We start from the raw sequence: 13,878 nt of genomic DNA on the forward strand, positions 1-13,878 counted from the left end.
CCGCCGCACCGCAGCGCTCGCAGGCGGCTCGTAGCCTGGTCCTCCAGCTCGTCCGCTGATCAATCCCTACCTCGGAGACCAGAACAATGTTCATCGTTACCGTCAATCACAACGGCGAGAAGTGGCCGTTGCGCGGCACCATCTGGGCTTACAGCATGGACCGGGCCGAACAGTTCCCGAGCGAGCAGGCGGCGCAGACCGCGCTCGATAAGGCCAAGAAATTCATGAAGCCGGCCATTTACAAGAAGGCCCGTATCGAGCCGGTGGCGGCATGACCGCGGCCCGGTTCCACAACGCGCTGCGCATCCTGCTCAGCCTGGACGGATACGACCTGATCAACGCCGGCGTCGCCGACCAGAATTGGGGAACGGCCGAGGCCTCCGAGCGCGATCAGATGGGCGCGTTCCTGGAGGATCCTGCCCGGGAAGCGCTCCGCATGCCGGATGCTAATTTCGCGCAGCTCTCTGCCCTGCTTGAAAGCCGCCAGCCGGAGGCCGGGCCCGACCACGCCTGCGATACCGTCGACGCGCTCACCCAGGCGGAATCGTTCATCAGCGGGTTCGAGGATGACGAGACACAGGAGGGGATCGCCGACATACTCGCCGGCATTCGCGCAGCCATCCAGCGAGAACGAGCGCGCCCCGATCTGCTGGCGGCAGTCAGACTGGCGTGGGCCGAAATTCAGGCGTGGCGGCGCGGGCTCAACCACCGCAACATGAACAAGTGCAAGGTCGGCGCGACCTTCGTGGAGGAGCGCACGGTTCGCACCGCCATTGCCAGTGCCGAGGGCCAGGCTAACGGCTAAGCTACAGTGGCGCCTGCCCGAAAATGAGCGCGGATTGCGGCTGCGTCCCTGATTTCCATCCGGAGATTGGCAAGTTCGTCTAGCAAGGCGCGCATTCGCTCCAGCTCGTCTCGAAGGCTGGATCGCAAGAAACGCGATAGTTCGATCTCATTGAAAATGTTGGGGGGGGGGAACATCCCCCATGTAGCACGATCTTGCGCTGATCTCCTAACTACCTCCTGAAACATTTGGCTGTAATGCACTTGCACCCGATTTGGTTACAAGCTAAGTTGTTGATGTTGCTAAGAAATTCCCTACCACGGAGACCAAGACCATGAAAAAGCGCATCCCCCTCGACCAGGTTATCCCGAACCCTAACCAGCCCCGCAAGCACTTCGACCCGGTGAAGCTTCGCGAGCTGGGAGAATCGATCCGGGAGCGCGGCCTTATCCAAGCCATCACGGTTCGCCCGGTCGACGGCAAATTCATGATCGTGGGTGGTGAGCGCCGCTGGCGCGCTCACCAGCTCATCGAGTCGGCCGACATTCTCTGCGAGGTCGTCAAGATCGACGACAACGAAATGGCGCTGCAGGCGATCGTGGAAAACCTCGCCCGCGCCGACATCAAGGCTATGGAAGAGGCCCGGGCGTTCCAGGCCATGCTCGACCGCGGCTGGACGATCGAGAAGCTGGCGAAGGATATCGGCGTGCAGACGGCGCGCATCACCGCTCGCACGGCACTGCTCAATCTGGATGAGACCATCCAGAGCTTGGTCGACAGCAATCAGTTCCCGCTCGGCCACGCAAACTATCTGATCGACCTTCCCAAGCGCGATCAGCTGCAGATCGTGAAGCTGTTCACCAGCGGGAAGCTGAAAGACTGGTCGGGCGTGAGAGCTGCCGCGCAGTCCGCACGCGACCGGGAAGAGCAAGGCGGCATGTTCGACAGCGAGCAGCGCGCCGAGCCGTCGAAGGACGATATCGCCGCCATGAGCAGGATGGAGAGGACGGTCGAGCGGATCATCACCGCGATCTCCGGCGGCTTCAAAGATGGCGAGTGCATCGCTTTGAAATCGGTCGATCCCACCAAAGCCGACAAGTGGGCCGACACGCTGGCAGCGGCGTCGCGCACCATCCGCACCATGGAGGCTCAGCTGCGCCAGGCGCATGCCCGTTCCATGCTGGTGTAGGAATCCGCACCGCTGGCCCTCGCCAGCGACTGTGGCAGGGAGATCATCGCGGCGGCCGTTTGCATTGCCGCTCTACTTCGCTATAGCCAATAGACAGCGGAGGGCATCAGATGGAATGGCTTAACAACCCGTGGATCAGCGGTATTGGCGGCAGCATTATTAGCGGCATTATAGTCGCTTGGATAACGCAGAAAATATTCTCCAACAAAGAAGCCAAAGAACAAAGCCAGCGCCTCACTGCGGCCAATCGAGAGATTGTCTACGCTGTGAGGGGCGGCATTCCAGAAGGGAAAGTGCCTTCAGTGGAGGTCGTTGAGGCTCTGACATCGGCCACAGCGCGGAGGTATGGCGTTAACGCAAAGGAGCTGTATGGGCCGGACGAGCTGGCGGCCGACCTCGTCAAGGAAGTGATGGATTCCAACTTTATTTCCGCAGAGGTCAAAGAGGGCTATTGCGAGAAACTTCTAACTTTACGTCTCCCGGAGAAGCCGTCCGGCCGTTCGGGACTATCGGGCGCCTTGCCCGGAACGTTGGATGGGAAGCGCGCGCAATTTTCCTGGCTGATGGGGCTCACCTTGGGAGTAGTTACAGCTGGCACCACCGGCGCCGCATTGATTGCGAGCAGGAAAGACGGAACCGAGCTGCCTATTTCGCAACTCCCAGCGTTTCTGATACCAGCTGCGATCGCAGTGGGGGCTGCGCTCGCTGCCGCATCCCTCTCAATGATACTGGAGCGCCGTCGGAGCGAAGCCCGGAAGCGGTATCTTTCTTCCATGTTGCTGAACTCAGGGGATGGTGTTTTGCCGCTTAAAAATGAGGATCAATCCGAAGCGAAAGAGGCTGATCAGAGTACCCACCGAGACACCTAGCCGATCGGCTTTAAAGCTGGCCCGCAGCGAGCGTCAGTCGCCGACCTTACCATCACACGCCCGATGGCCGCCGCGCTCGTCCTTGCCCGCCACTGGTGGCACGGCGCATGATTTCGAGAGTTCCTTATCCCTCAACCTTGCGCACCGCTCGCAGCATCGCGAGCTGATCGCTATCGATAGCCAGCCGGCGGGAGCGTCCTGCGCACCACAAACGGAGCGGGCGAGTCCCACTCCGTCGCGGCGGAAATAGTGAGGCGTCCCGTCAGCGCGCCTCGTTGCCCAGCCCTCGCTGAAACCGTTTTTTCCGGTCATGTCTATCGGTGCTCCACCGGGATAACCCGGCCTTTGCGAAAGATGCGCTCTGCTGCGTCGCGCGCGCTGGTGATGGTTTCCCCGTCCCGCCTCATATGCCCATTGATGTAGCGCAGCAGGTTCTGGGTGACAGCCTTCCATGCCTCTAGCTCGGTCGGGAAGACCGCCGGCTTGCCGCCAGGAGCAAGCACGGGCTCGGCCTGGCCATCCTCGGCAAAGCGCAGCATGGCGTGATGACCGCCGAAGACCGGCGTGGTGAAGCCCGCGAAATGGTTCAAAGTATGCTCTCCTGGCGCACCGAGTTCGGGTGTGGGGGAACGATCTTTCGATCGACGAAGATGGGCTCGTCTGCCTCGGCGAACGTGCGGGCGCGGAGCTGCTTGCAGACGGCGCGCTCGATCTCTCGGCCGTTCATCAGTTGGGAGAGGTCTTTCGCCAGCTTCGACCCAGATGTTTTCGAGGTGCAGGCGATACGGTGCTCGCCGGCAACGGCGCGGATCTCGTCGCTCCAGAGCAGGTGGATCATCCGGTGATACCAAGGCACCTGCGCGGAGAAGGGTGCGCTCCAGTGGCGCCCGCTGGTCAGCACCGGCTCGGGATAGGTCCAGAGGTCGTAGAGGCGACGGCTTACGCCAGTGAGAGAGTCGTCAATCTTGCTCGGAATCGTCGTGCGGTAGCCATGTTTCGGGTGCGGCTCCGACATGCCGGGGCTTGTCGTCCATTTCGCGTGCGCGGCGATGATCAGGCCGTGACAGGAAGGCCCGAAGAACTTCACCTGGTCGGGCAGCCGTGAGAGCGTGTCGCGCTCGGATTTGATCTCGCAAATCCAGACCCGGTCAGGCTGAACTGCGACGACGTCAGCGCGCGCCGCGCCGCCCTCCACGTTCATCTCGTGAATGATCCGGGCGTCGGGCCACAGCTCGCGGAATCGAGCGACGACCTTCTGGCGGATTTCGATTTCGGCGAGGGAGCGGGTGTGCTTCATGCGGCAGCTCCCGGCTGATAGTCCTTCCAGTCGACGCGATTAATGACCGTCGGACCGGCATATTCGCCGACGAGGTTCTGCTCCCAGACGAACCAAGCCGTATTCATCCGGCTATTGGCCTCGTTTCCGTCCCAGCCGTCGCGATGCATCATTGGCAGGCGGCGGGAGAAGACGTGGACGCGCGCCGGCATGCACTCGTCCATGGCGTAGTTGCGGTCCGGATCGTCGAAGCCGCAGAGGAAATTCAGGTTGAGCAGCAGCGCCATTTTCGGCGGCCGATGGACGCGCAGCGCGTGCGCGACGAAAGCGTTGAGTACCGAGCCGTAGGGCGGGTTGGTGGCGATATCGTCGCAGTCGTCGCCTGCCTCACTGGTGACGAAGTCCTGCACGGTCTGCAGGACGCCATGGCGATCGTGCGTACCATAGTCAACGAGATCGGAGAGTACGACGTCATAGCCGGCCGCCTCCAGCATGCGCGAGATCGCGCCCCGGCCGCACGCCGGTTCCTTGATGCGACCGCCGAAGGTCTCCAGCGCCAGGAGTGTGTGCATGGCTTCCGGGCAGGTCTCGTAGAGATTGTTGCCGCGCTCGGCGCCGCTGGCGCTGTCCGTGCCGATCGCCACGCGCAGGTTTGCCCGGCTCGGCTCGAGTCCAGCAGCGACACGGCCGGCGATGGCGCGCTCGACGATGCCAGGATCCCGGCGTTCCGCGTCGGCCAGCTTGCGGGCCTCGTGGATTTCCCTTCGCGTCAGTCCTGCCTCGGCCGCTGTAAAACTGTTCTCAGATGGAACGGTTTTCTTCGGTCGCCCGCCCTTCGACGCCTCGCCCGATTCCTGAGCGGCCGACCATTCGGTGGCGATCGTGATCTTGGCGCGGGCCTCGATGATCAGCGCGTCAGCCTGGAGCCGCCGCGCCTTGGTGATCAGGTGTTCGCCGGCATGAAAGCGCGTAGCATAGCTGCCTGCCGCCTTCGCCTGGTCATAGGCTCCAGAGGCCAGCATGCGCGCCGATGCGACGTCGCCGTCGTCGAACAGCATTCGAGCTCGCTCGATCACCTGAGCGAGTCCGGAGGCGTCAAAGGGGACAACGGCATCCATGGCTTATGCCATTTCCGCCAGCTTGGCCCGGGCGGGATCGAGTACCTCGAGTGTCGTCCTGATCTGGTGAAGATCGGCATCGGTCTCTTGGTGGCTATTGTCGCGCACCAGTTTCGCCTGAGCGATGACGCGCTCGAACTCAACCGTCGCGGCGGCCTTGACCGCCTCCAGCTCGGTTTCCTTGGTGCGCATCTGATCGACAAGGCGTTTCAGCGATATGCCGGTGTTGGCGATCATGTTGCGAACAGTGGGCTTCACCTCGCTCGTGTCGCGGGCCAATTCCTCGTCGACGGCCTGCGAGAGGTCTTGCTCCACTTCCAGCACCTCGCTACCGGGAATTTGTACGGTGGGCATATTGTCCATGTCAGTTGATCCTCAGGTGAATGCCGCGACACGAGACGCGCGGAATTGCGCGGCCGCGAAGACGGCGGATGAAACGGGAGAGGCGGACGATCATCGGGCTTGCTCGCCGTATTGCTCGGCGACGACGGCGCCGACGATCTCGTCGATCCAATCGTCACGCCACCACGCGGTTTTGCGGTATGTCGGAAGGTTGCCAGGCGCAGCCGCCATCCCTTTGCCGTAGCCGCAACATCTGGCGATCCCGATCTTACGAGCGTCGGGGAACGCTTCGGTCAGAGCTGCGAAAGCCAGATGCCGCCCGCGCGCCTCGCGCTGCGCGACTTGGCCGAGCGCCGTCAGGACTGGACTCGTCTCAGCAAGCCGGCAGGCCGTGACGATGGCCAGGGCGATCTGATCAGCGGTCGGGAACATCAGATGACCCCCGCCGCAAACCGGTCAGCTTCACGATCGGCCTGCGCCTTGAGACGTGCGAGCAGCTCGGCATGGGACCAGACGGCCGAGCGCAGCGCGGCAGCCTCGGCCAGGAGCACGGCGGTGAGCGTTTCGAGGCTGGAGCGATACCAGTGCTGCCCGAGATGGACGTTCGCCAGGAACCGCTCGGCCGCCAGCACAAGGGTGCGCGCCACCGGCAGACCCGGCGTCCAGACGACTTTCGCGAAGTGAAGCCTCTCCCATCGGCCGGGTTGCAGCTGGGGGAGAAGAGCTTCGATGTTCTCGGCCGGGGCGAGACGGAACACACCAGGATCGGCATCGAAGCCGACGGCGCAGACCGCGGCATAACCGAAGTTCTTGCGGCGCTCCACCAGGTTGCGAGGCATGGCGATATCAACCGGCATTTTCTTGTGCCTCGCGCCGGCGACGGTTTTCCTCGCGTTTGCGTTCCTTCCGGCGCCGCTCGATTTCGCGGACCGTCAGACGACGGAAACCACGGGTGGTGCGGACCAGCCCGAATTCCTGCTCGATGCCAGCGAGGATCTGACCCAGCACTCGGCTCTTGACGTCGTGCAGCGACTGCCTCGACATGATGTCGACGCGGTGCTTGTCCCAGACGCGGGTGCAGAACTCCGGGCCGTTGCCGCCGGCGTGAGCGAGGAAGGTGCGCTTGTAGCGCAGCGCGTCCTGCCCCTGCCGCCCGGCCCGCACGAAGCGCAGGAGGTCCATGATGTCGACCATCCGGTCGGCGGCCGACTGGTGAACCACGATCCGAACCTCGGAAGTGTCGTATTGGGGCATGCCGTCTGCGAGGCGCGACCGCTCCCGGATAAAGGCTTCGCCCTCGGTCTCCCGCGACGAAGGCATGGCCGACCCGACCCGTGAGACCATGCGACGCTCGACGTTTTGCATCTGGCGTTGCGTGTCGACGGCGTCGGCGAAGAGCAGCCAGAGCAGGTCGCGAGGCGAAGGCAGGCCGCGCTTGTCGCTGGCGAAGAAGACGCCCTCGGCGTGCCGCATGTGCTCGATGAAGCGGTCAATCCGCTTCTCCTTTTCCGCCGGGGTGTCGAGAAAGAGACGTGCCATTCAATCAATCCCGAGCCGTCGAAGCAGGTGCCGTTTCAGTTACAGCTGTTGCCATTTTGGTTACACTTTGGGCAAGCGAAAGATCGCTCGGCCACCGTGTTTTCCTCACCAGACGACGACACTTAATCGAGCTTTCCACGCCCCTGTCGCCATACTGGCGACGGATGGAGCCCAGCCATTCGCCCCACTCGGGCCGCTCAGGCGTGATGACGAAATCTCCGTCCTTGTCGATCGGCGGCCCGCCATGGAACTCCAGGAACAGCTGCTTTTTCAGAAACGGGATCATGTGGGGCTTTTCCTTCCGAAGGATCATGGCCGTTCGGTAGGTCCCAGCCGTCGCAATCGCCATCGCCCAGCTGTCAGCTCCGAGGGTGGCGAATATCTTGGCAGCCGCTTCCCGGCTATCTGGCCGCATCTTCTCCGGCCATGAATCCCACAAAATATTGAAATCCCTCCCCCCTCGCGCGTCAGCGCGCCCTGGTGGTTCTCTTACTGGTTCTCTTACAAGGTTAGTGTCCGGATTCCGGACTCGGCTATTGGCATTTTCCGGACACGGCTTTGCCTGTTTTCCGGACACGGCTCCGTGTCCGGATTCCGGACTCGGCACCACCACATCTTGTGCCGCGACGAAGTCGGCCTCGAACGAGAACCGGTAGCGCGTGTTCTCCTGCTGCTTGGTGCGGGGGTTGATATTCTGCTCGCGGCGGATAAGGCCGATGCGCTCCAGGATCTTGAGATGCTCGTTGAGAGCAGAGCGCGACATCTCGCAATCGTAGGCAAGTTTGTCCTGGGAGGGGAAGCAGCCAAGATCGGGGTTGTGGCGGTCGCAGAGGTGCCACAGGACGACCCTGGTCGCAGGCTTCAATCCGCGCTGAGTTATGGCCCAATTGGTTGCAGCGTGGCTCATGCCCCGGCACCATGGGTGGACGGCGCGCAGGCATATCCGCAGCGCCGCCACGGATTACCTGACCCCGCTTCTTTTTGTTTTTCCACGTACATGTCGCTCTCTCAGCGTGAGGAGCGGCAATGCCTACAAGTTACAAATGGTATTGCCGTTCAGTGTTAGTTCAGTGTCTACCCAATTGACGCAATCACAGCCGACAGGATTTGCTTGGTCATAGCAGGGCCGACGGTCTCTCCGAGATATGCCGCTGCAGCCACCAGTTGCACCGTTGCCGCCCGCTCCGCTGCGGCGCTTCCGATACTTCTGGCCGTTGTGCAAAATTCGGCCATCACAACCTTTATTTCGCCGTTCAACCGAGGCCCGACGTCCGTCTGCTGCATTTTATTTAATTCCTCTCCAAATGTTTCGGCTTGAAACATTGGCGCGACTGCATAGGGCCAAGTTATTCCGGGAGGAAATCAACAGTGCGTCACTCGGCTTTCGCCGTCGTCCTCGTGGCATCGGCCAAGGGATCGTTAGCCGGCACCAGCGTGGAACCTGCCTTCTGGCAGAGCCGGTTGTACCTACCGAGAAGTTCGAAAATGGCTTTGCCGTTCCAGTTGGAAGCATTGCCATACCAGGCCTCTCGCACGCGCCAATGGCCGCGCGGATAGCCCAGGTTGTCGCAGGCGGCATTGATCTGCGCTTTTATGCCCATGCCCGGTTTGATCGGACCCGCGGCCTTGAAGACCACGTCTTGTAGTTCAGCTGCAATGTCTTGCATCGATTCCTCACGAACAACAGGAGAAGGAACGACGAACAGTCGGGATTCTCGGATGCCCTGTCGGACACCTCCAACGATTTCCGCGTCATAGTTGCCCCCGGTGTAAGGAGGCTGCAGATGAGCGACGAGGATACCTGGATACCCATAGGCCTCGCGGCCTGGGGCGTGGTCGAGAATGCCGACCGGCTTCGGACGGATAGAGGCAACTTGTTGATTGTATCTCGGGCTAGGCCGAAGCCTGTCGCTTCGCAACGACATCAGCAGCCTCCTTGCCCAACCAGTCGCTTGCCGTCACCGCCCCGTCGGTCATAACGACGATGCGGTCCAGATATGGTTGCTTGGGCATCCTGCCGCTTTCGTAGCGGTCGATGGAAAGTCGGGTACAACCGATTTTCCGCCCAACCGCGGCAGCACTCAGATCGCGCTCGACGCGCCACTTCTTCAAGGGATGATCAGCTTCCATGTGCTCGACTTCGCACCAATCTGGTTACACGTCAAGGTTTGTAACCAGATTGGCACAGTTTCGCCGCCAATTAATTTGCGGTACCGACTCGGTATGAGCAATGGCATCAGGCATTTCCGCGAGAAGAAGGGCATCAGCAAGGCTGAGCTTGCGCGACGCGTTGGCGTCACCCGTCAGCACCTCGGCCGCATGGAAGAGGATGAGCGGAAACTGTCTGCAAAGTGGGCTGAGAAAATAGCTCCATATCTCGACTGCACGCCGCAAGAGCTGTTGTTTCCGGAGCTTGCGCAGATTGATCTGGCTAAGTTCAACAGCGTGTTCGAGATCCTCAAAGGCAATGAGCCAAGGCCGGAATCACCCGCGCTTGCAATCGACACCACCTTCCTGGAGCGGATGGTGCCAGACGTGTCGGCGCACAACCTTCGATTCATGATGGTCGACGCGTACCAGGCCAACGGACTTGTAACCAAAGGGGATGCGCTTGTCATCGATACGGATGACAAACAGCCGAATCGACCGGGCCTTTATGCCCTCGATATTGCCGGCGTAGTGCAGTGGCGGTACCTTTCCCCCATGACTTCTGGCACCGTACAGGTCCACAGCGACACCAGCGCTGCGAACAATGAGACCGTTAATCCGGCGGATTTGAAGGTCGTTGGCCGCGCCCGCCTCAGGATTTCCACTTTGTGATCTGATTTTTTACCCGCGTTGTAACCATTTTGGCTACAACCCCTTGCAAAGTGCACCAAATCGGTTACGGTTACTTCACGCAGAAGGATCGCTAGACCGATGGCCCAGTTCCCCCTGGTTGTATTTCTCCATCATGGCTTGCGGTCTGGTGTCGAGTATCTGCGTGCTCCCGGCCGGGTTGGTGCCCTCACCCCCGCATACCACGCCCAGCACCAACTCGGTCGGGTCTCCCCAATCTGACCGCAGACCGCACCCACGACCGCTTTGCTGCGCCCAAGGTGGTGCCAAATTGGTTTCACGTGTAACGCAAAAGGATACAAACGGATGACGGCGGACCAATATGCATGGTGGCGTCAGGCTTTGAAACTGGCCGGCGGATATCGCGAGCTGACCCATGATCAGCTGCTTCTGCTCGCCCCCTCGGCCGATAGCCCGGAGTCAGGATTTTTCAGGAACCGTCCGTACAAGGACGCGCCCCTGGTTCCCGTTGCCATCTGGCGCGACGCGTCGGGCAAGGTCAACTGCCTGCAGGGCGACAAGGAAGCGGAGGCCGACAAAGTCTGGAACTATGCCTGCCGCAACCCGATCACCGAAACGCTCTATCATTCGGTGTTGGCCGGTGGCGCATGGCCAGATGAGCCGCCGTCGGTGGCGAAGGATCACAACCTTCCGGCCAAGACCGGGGACCTGCACAAGGACCTGGCCGCTGAACTCTCTGCCGAGAAGGAGACGGTCGAAGGTTTCCTCAAGAAAGCGATCGCCACTCAGGAGCAGGCCGATCAGGCCGGGGTTTGGGCAAAGCGCCTCGCCGGCATCGCCACCAAGGCCGATGAACAGTTCAACGTCGAGAAGCGCCCTTGGCTGGATGGCGGCAACGCCGTCGACGACAAATGGCGCGACGTGCGCACCGATGCAAAGGAACTCGCCAAGAAGCTGAAAAAGCACGGCGAGGCGTGGCTGAAAGAACTGGATCGGCTGGAGCAGGAACGCCAGCGCAAGGCCCGTGAGGAAGCCGACCGCATTCGGCGCGAGGCCGAAGCGGCGGCGCAGCGCATGGCGGATGCCGCCCGCGCCGCCGAGGAAGAAAGCGCGCGGCGCAATGCCATCGCTACGCCGCCAGGCCTTGCGGCTTCATTCGAACAGGAGAGCCAGCAGGAGGCCAACCTTATCGAAGCCGAGGCCGAGGCCAAGCGGCTGATCCAGCGGGTAGCAGACGCCGATCGTGAAGCGCAGGCCCGTCCGGTCTTCTCCGGCAGGACCGGCGCCAAGGTGTCGCTCCACACCTTCTGGGTCGCGAACATCACCGATTACGACGCGCTGGTCGCGGCCTTGAAGGACGAACCAGAGGTGCGGGAGGCGGTCGAGAAGATCGCCGGCCGCATCGCTCGCAACAAAGACGCCATCCTGCCAGCCGGCATGGATCGCATTCCCGACAAGAGGGCAGCATGACCGACCAGAAGATCGTCGCCGTGAAATTCGGCGAGAGCGACAAAACCTATGATTTCTTTGCCGGCGCCTTCGACGTCGCCGTCGGACAGCGCGTCATGGTCCCCATGCGCGGCCGGGAAGTCAGCGTCACGGTGGCCGAGGTCAAGGACCACTCGGACATGGCAAAGGTGGCAGTCACCCGCCCCGACGTGCGGACCGACGAGCAGCGCACGGCCAAGCATCCGAACGGCCAGCACCAGTGGTCGCCCGACGGCACACTGCTCGACGAGAACGGCAACCGGTCGATCTTCGACGACGTGGACAAGTAGCCATGAGCTGGGTGCGCCTCGCAATCGTCGCCCTCTGGCTGCCGGTAAGCCTCGTGGCCTTCTTCGGGACGCTACAGCGCGAAATCCGGTCCGCCCTCTGGTTCGCATGGAACGCGGTGCGGATCGAACACGACGCAATGCGCCACACCTGGCGCGTCAACCACTGGAACCCCGAGGATTGGAAATGAACGAACGGGCACAGATACCGGCTCTTATGGTCGGCGGCGCGATCAGCGCCATCATCCCTCAGTCGATCGAGGAAACGTGGCGTCTCTCGACCATGATCGTTGAGGCCGGGTTAGCACCACAGGCGCTTGTCGGCAGAGAGCCGGCCGAGGACGCCGGCGACGACGCCTGGAAGCGTTGGGGCAAGAAGGGCACGAGCGCCGTCGCGATCGTCATCATGTCGGGCGCGGAACGCGGCCTGCCGCCAATGGTGGCGCTTCGGTCCTTCACCGTCATCGGCGGCAAGCCAGCGCTTTACGGCGACGGGCTGATCAACGTCGTTCGCAAGTCGGGCAGAGCGAAGTCGGTGGAGCTGGGCTACCTGCGCGACGCGACGAAGGAAGCGCTCCTCAATCTCGGCCTGTCGAAGGACGTGGTCGCGCAGATGAACACCGTCGACGAACGAACGATCGGCTGGTGCAAGGCGGTGCGCGCCGACACCGGCGAAATGAAGGTCGAGGCCTATTCAGTCGCCGACGCTAAGCAAGCCGGCCTTTGGGACGAGCGCCCGACCCGTCGCGGCACCACATGGATCGACGGCAAGAAGGTGTGGGGCGAGGTCCCCAACGATTCCTCGTGGTTCCGCCATCCCAAGCGGATGAAGCAATGGCGAGCTGGTGGCTTCTGTCTGCGCGAGCTATTTGGCGACGTTCTTGGCGGCGTCCGCGACGAGTTCGAGGCCCGCGAGATCGCCGGCGATCTGATCGAACACGACGACGAGCCCGCACCCAAGGCGAGGCTCATACCGCCATCGCCTCCCAAGCCGCCGAGCCCGGATGCGCCCACCGGCATCGACACCATTCCCGACAACGGTTTCGACAAGGACGTCGAGGGGATGCACGACGGCGCCGAGGTGGCGGAACGCGAGCCATTCGACTACGGCCAAGGCAAGGCATTCAATTACGGCAAGTTCTTCGAGGACTTGCAGATCGGGCTCATCAGCACCCAGAGCGAAGCCGAGGTCGAGGATATCTGGACCGAGTTCGACGTGGAAGCTCGCTTCCAGAACGACGCGGACAGCCGCAGTTTGGCGGACCAGATCAAGGCGCGTCGCCTGACTGCCATCTCCTCGCACGGCGGCTGACATGGCCGGCCGCATCGCAACCCTTGCCGACCACGGCGCCCAGGTTCTCGGTCCTCCCGTGAAGTGGCGGCCGCGGCAACTTACGACCAAGGAAAAGCTAGAGATCGTCGTGCGCCAGTTGGGCAAGGAACCCGGTGGCGCCCGGCTCAATCCTCTCGACGGCGTTCAGTTCGATCACGATCCTGCGCTCCAACGGCGACGGTGGGACGAGCAGGCCAAGGATACGATCCCGCCATCGTGCGCCCTGGATTTCATCATCGCCCTCAACAAGCCGACCCACGGCATCAAGACAGCCAATGTCGACGTGCCCGAGATCGCCAAGCTCAAGCGCCTCGAGGGGCGCGCCGGCCAGAAAAAGCCGAAGAGGAAGATCCCCGGTCAAAAGCTGCGGTCGAGGCCACTCCTTAAGCTCAATCGAGGGTTCCGGTGATGCGCTCCTTTCCGGCGATGCTGGCATGAAGGTGATCGACTTTGCACGGCGCTGCGCCGGCATCTCCCTGGTGCCCCCCTGAAATGGTCGCACGACACCTTGTCGACGGCTCCGGTGGACGTCGACCAGAAGGAAGACCCAGACACCGTCACAAGGTTCATCGCCGAAATGCGGGAACGTCTCAACTACATCGAGGAGAAACTGAATGGCTGACCAAATCACGCATCCCCCGCGCCTTTCCGACCTCAGATGCAGATAGTTCATGCGCAGACGCAGGCGAAGATGGACCTGCTTGAGCGCACCAACGAGAAGCTGGCGAGCCACCTGCAAGCGATCTTCGACGGGATCGGCCGCAACGAGCAGGTCGAGCTGGTCTATCCCGGTGGCGAGCTGGTGCTGATCACCAAGGCCCGGCCGCGCAGGCTTGGTGAGGGTGGCGAGTGAT

Annotated in this window: 22 protein-coding genes; 11 read left to right on the top strand and 11 right to left on the bottom strand. The window is 62.1% G+C overall.

The features are described 5' to 3' along the window. Window positions 1-86 precede the first annotated feature (86 nt). From EOB49_RS11820 to EOB49_RS11835, 4 genes are all read left to right on the top strand, one after another. Complete coding sequence (locus tag EOB49_RS11820; protein WP_127381077.1) at window positions 87-275, top strand: hypothetical protein; 189 nt, start codon at window positions 87-89, stop codon at window positions 273-275. After that, window positions 272-805, top strand: coding sequence for a hypothetical protein (locus tag EOB49_RS11825; protein ID WP_127381078.1), 534 nt, complete (start codon window positions 272-274; stop codon window positions 803-805). Before EOB49_RS11820 ends, EOB49_RS11825 begins: the two co-directional genes overlap by 4 nt. 313 nt (window positions 806-1,118) lie before the next feature. Continuing rightward, a complete protein-coding gene (locus EOB49_RS11830; RefSeq protein WP_127381079.1) occupies window positions 1,119-1,973 on the top strand; it encodes a ParB/RepB/Spo0J family partition protein in 855 nt (284 codons plus the stop codon). Window positions 1,974-2,083: 110 nt separating this feature from the next. Next, window positions 2,084-2,842, top strand: a complete 759-nt coding sequence (locus EOB49_RS11835; RefSeq protein WP_127381080.1) for a hypothetical protein — start codon at window positions 2,084-2,086, stop codon at window positions 2,840-2,842. 314 nt (window positions 2,843-3,156) lie between these two features. On the opposite strand, the gene EOB49_RS11840 is transcribed toward EOB49_RS11835, so the two are convergent. The 11 genes from EOB49_RS11840 to EOB49_RS11890 form a co-directional block, all read right to left on the bottom strand. Next, window positions 3,157-3,432, bottom strand: a complete 276-nt coding sequence (locus EOB49_RS11840) for a hypothetical protein (RefSeq protein WP_127381081.1) — start codon at window positions 3,430-3,432, stop codon at window positions 3,157-3,159. Continuing rightward, the gene (locus EOB49_RS11845; RefSeq protein WP_127381082.1) at window positions 3,429-4,139 is read right to left on the bottom strand and encodes a hypothetical protein; all 711 of its coding nucleotides are present in this window, start codon (window positions 4,137-4,139) and stop codon (window positions 3,429-3,431) included. The genes EOB49_RS11840 and EOB49_RS11845 overlap by 4 nt, the downstream gene beginning before the upstream one ends. Then, window positions 4,136-5,236: an SAM-dependent methyltransferase gene (locus EOB49_RS11850; RefSeq protein WP_127381083.1), complete on the bottom strand. Its 1,101-nt coding sequence runs from the start codon at window positions 5,234-5,236 to the stop codon at window positions 4,136-4,138. The genes EOB49_RS11845 and EOB49_RS11850 overlap by 4 nt, the downstream gene beginning before the upstream one ends. 3 nt (window positions 5,237-5,239) lie before the next feature. Further along, window positions 5,240-5,599 (bottom strand): hypothetical protein, encoded by a 360-nt coding sequence (locus EOB49_RS11855; protein WP_127328690.1) that lies wholly within the window; start codon window positions 5,597-5,599, stop codon window positions 5,240-5,242. A gap of 90 nt (window positions 5,600-5,689) precedes the next feature. Continuing rightward, a complete protein-coding gene (locus tag EOB49_RS11860) occupies window positions 5,690-6,010 on the bottom strand; it encodes a hypothetical protein (RefSeq protein WP_127328689.1) in 321 nt (106 codons plus the stop codon). Further along, window positions 6,010-6,435, bottom strand: a complete 426-nt coding sequence (locus EOB49_RS11865) for a hypothetical protein (protein ID WP_127381084.1) — start codon at window positions 6,433-6,435, stop codon at window positions 6,010-6,012. Before EOB49_RS11865 ends, EOB49_RS11860 begins: the two co-directional genes overlap by 1 nt. Further along, on the bottom strand, window positions 6,425-7,117 hold the full coding sequence (locus EOB49_RS11870; protein ID WP_127381085.1) for a hypothetical protein: 693 nt from the start codon (window positions 7,115-7,117) through the stop codon (window positions 6,425-6,427). Before EOB49_RS11870 ends, EOB49_RS11865 begins: the two co-directional genes overlap by 11 nt. Window positions 7,118-7,121: 4 nt before the next feature. Further along, window positions 7,122-8,024 (bottom strand): helix-turn-helix domain-containing protein, encoded by a 903-nt coding sequence (locus EOB49_RS11875; RefSeq protein WP_127381086.1) that lies wholly within the window; start codon window positions 8,022-8,024, stop codon window positions 7,122-7,124. Window positions 8,025-8,191: 167 nt separating this feature from the next. Beyond that, complete coding sequence (locus tag EOB49_RS11880; protein WP_127381087.1) at window positions 8,192-8,440, bottom strand: hypothetical protein; 249 nt, start codon at window positions 8,438-8,440, stop codon at window positions 8,192-8,194. A 50-nt stretch (window positions 8,441-8,490) separates the two neighbouring features. Beyond that, window positions 8,491-9,042, bottom strand: coding sequence for a hypothetical protein (locus tag EOB49_RS11885; RefSeq protein WP_127381088.1), 552 nt, complete (start codon window positions 9,040-9,042; stop codon window positions 8,491-8,493). Then, window positions 9,011-9,247, bottom strand: a complete 237-nt coding sequence (locus EOB49_RS11890; RefSeq protein ID WP_127328683.1) for a helix-turn-helix transcriptional regulator — start codon at window positions 9,245-9,247, stop codon at window positions 9,011-9,013. Before EOB49_RS11890 ends, EOB49_RS11885 begins: the two co-directional genes overlap by 32 nt. A 93-nt stretch (window positions 9,248-9,340) precedes the next feature. Between EOB49_RS11890 and EOB49_RS11895 the strand changes: the two genes are divergently transcribed. The 7 genes from EOB49_RS11895 (at window position 9,341) to EOB49_RS11920 (ending at window position 13,877) form a co-directional block, all read left to right on the top strand. After that, window positions 9,341-9,937: a helix-turn-helix transcriptional regulator gene (locus tag EOB49_RS11895; protein WP_164781658.1), complete on the top strand. Its 597-nt coding sequence runs from the start codon at window positions 9,341-9,343 to the stop codon at window positions 9,935-9,937. Between the two features lie 324 nt (window positions 9,938-10,261). Next, window positions 10,262-11,386 carry a hypothetical protein gene (locus EOB49_RS11900; RefSeq protein ID WP_127381090.1) on the top strand — a complete coding sequence of 375 codons (1,125 nt, stop codon included), beginning with the start codon at window positions 10,262-10,264 and terminating at the stop codon, window positions 11,384-11,386. Next, window positions 11,383-11,694 (top strand): hypothetical protein, encoded by a 312-nt coding sequence (locus EOB49_RS11905; protein WP_127328680.1) that lies wholly within the window; start codon window positions 11,383-11,385, stop codon window positions 11,692-11,694. Before EOB49_RS11900 ends, EOB49_RS11905 begins: the two co-directional genes overlap by 4 nt. 2 nt (window positions 11,695-11,696) lie before the next feature. Continuing rightward, on the top strand, window positions 11,697-11,882 hold the full coding sequence (locus tag EOB49_RS36465; protein ID WP_164781652.1) for a hypothetical protein: 186 nt from the start codon (window positions 11,697-11,699) through the stop codon (window positions 11,880-11,882). Window positions 11,883-11,908: 26 nt separating this feature from the next. After that, window positions 11,909-13,003 carry a hypothetical protein gene (locus tag EOB49_RS11910; RefSeq protein WP_245472658.1) on the top strand — a complete coding sequence of 365 codons (1,095 nt, stop codon included), beginning with the start codon at window positions 11,909-11,911 and terminating at the stop codon, window positions 13,001-13,003. Between the two features lies 1 nt (window position 13,004). Then, entirely contained in the window at window positions 13,005-13,433 is a 429-nt protein-coding gene (locus EOB49_RS11915; RefSeq protein ID WP_127381091.1) for a hypothetical protein, read from the top strand. A 249-nt stretch (window positions 13,434-13,682) separates the two neighbouring features. Next, window positions 13,683-13,877: a hypothetical protein gene (locus EOB49_RS11920; RefSeq protein WP_127381092.1), complete on the top strand. Its 195-nt coding sequence runs from the start codon at window positions 13,683-13,685 to the stop codon at window positions 13,875-13,877. Window position 13,878: the final 1 nt, after the last annotated feature.

The organism is Mesorhizobium sp. M7A.F.Ca.MR.148.00.0.0 (assembly GCF_003997735.1).
In the GTDB taxonomy this organism is placed as follows: Bacteria; Pseudomonadota; Alphaproteobacteria; order Rhizobiales; family Rhizobiaceae; genus Mesorhizobium.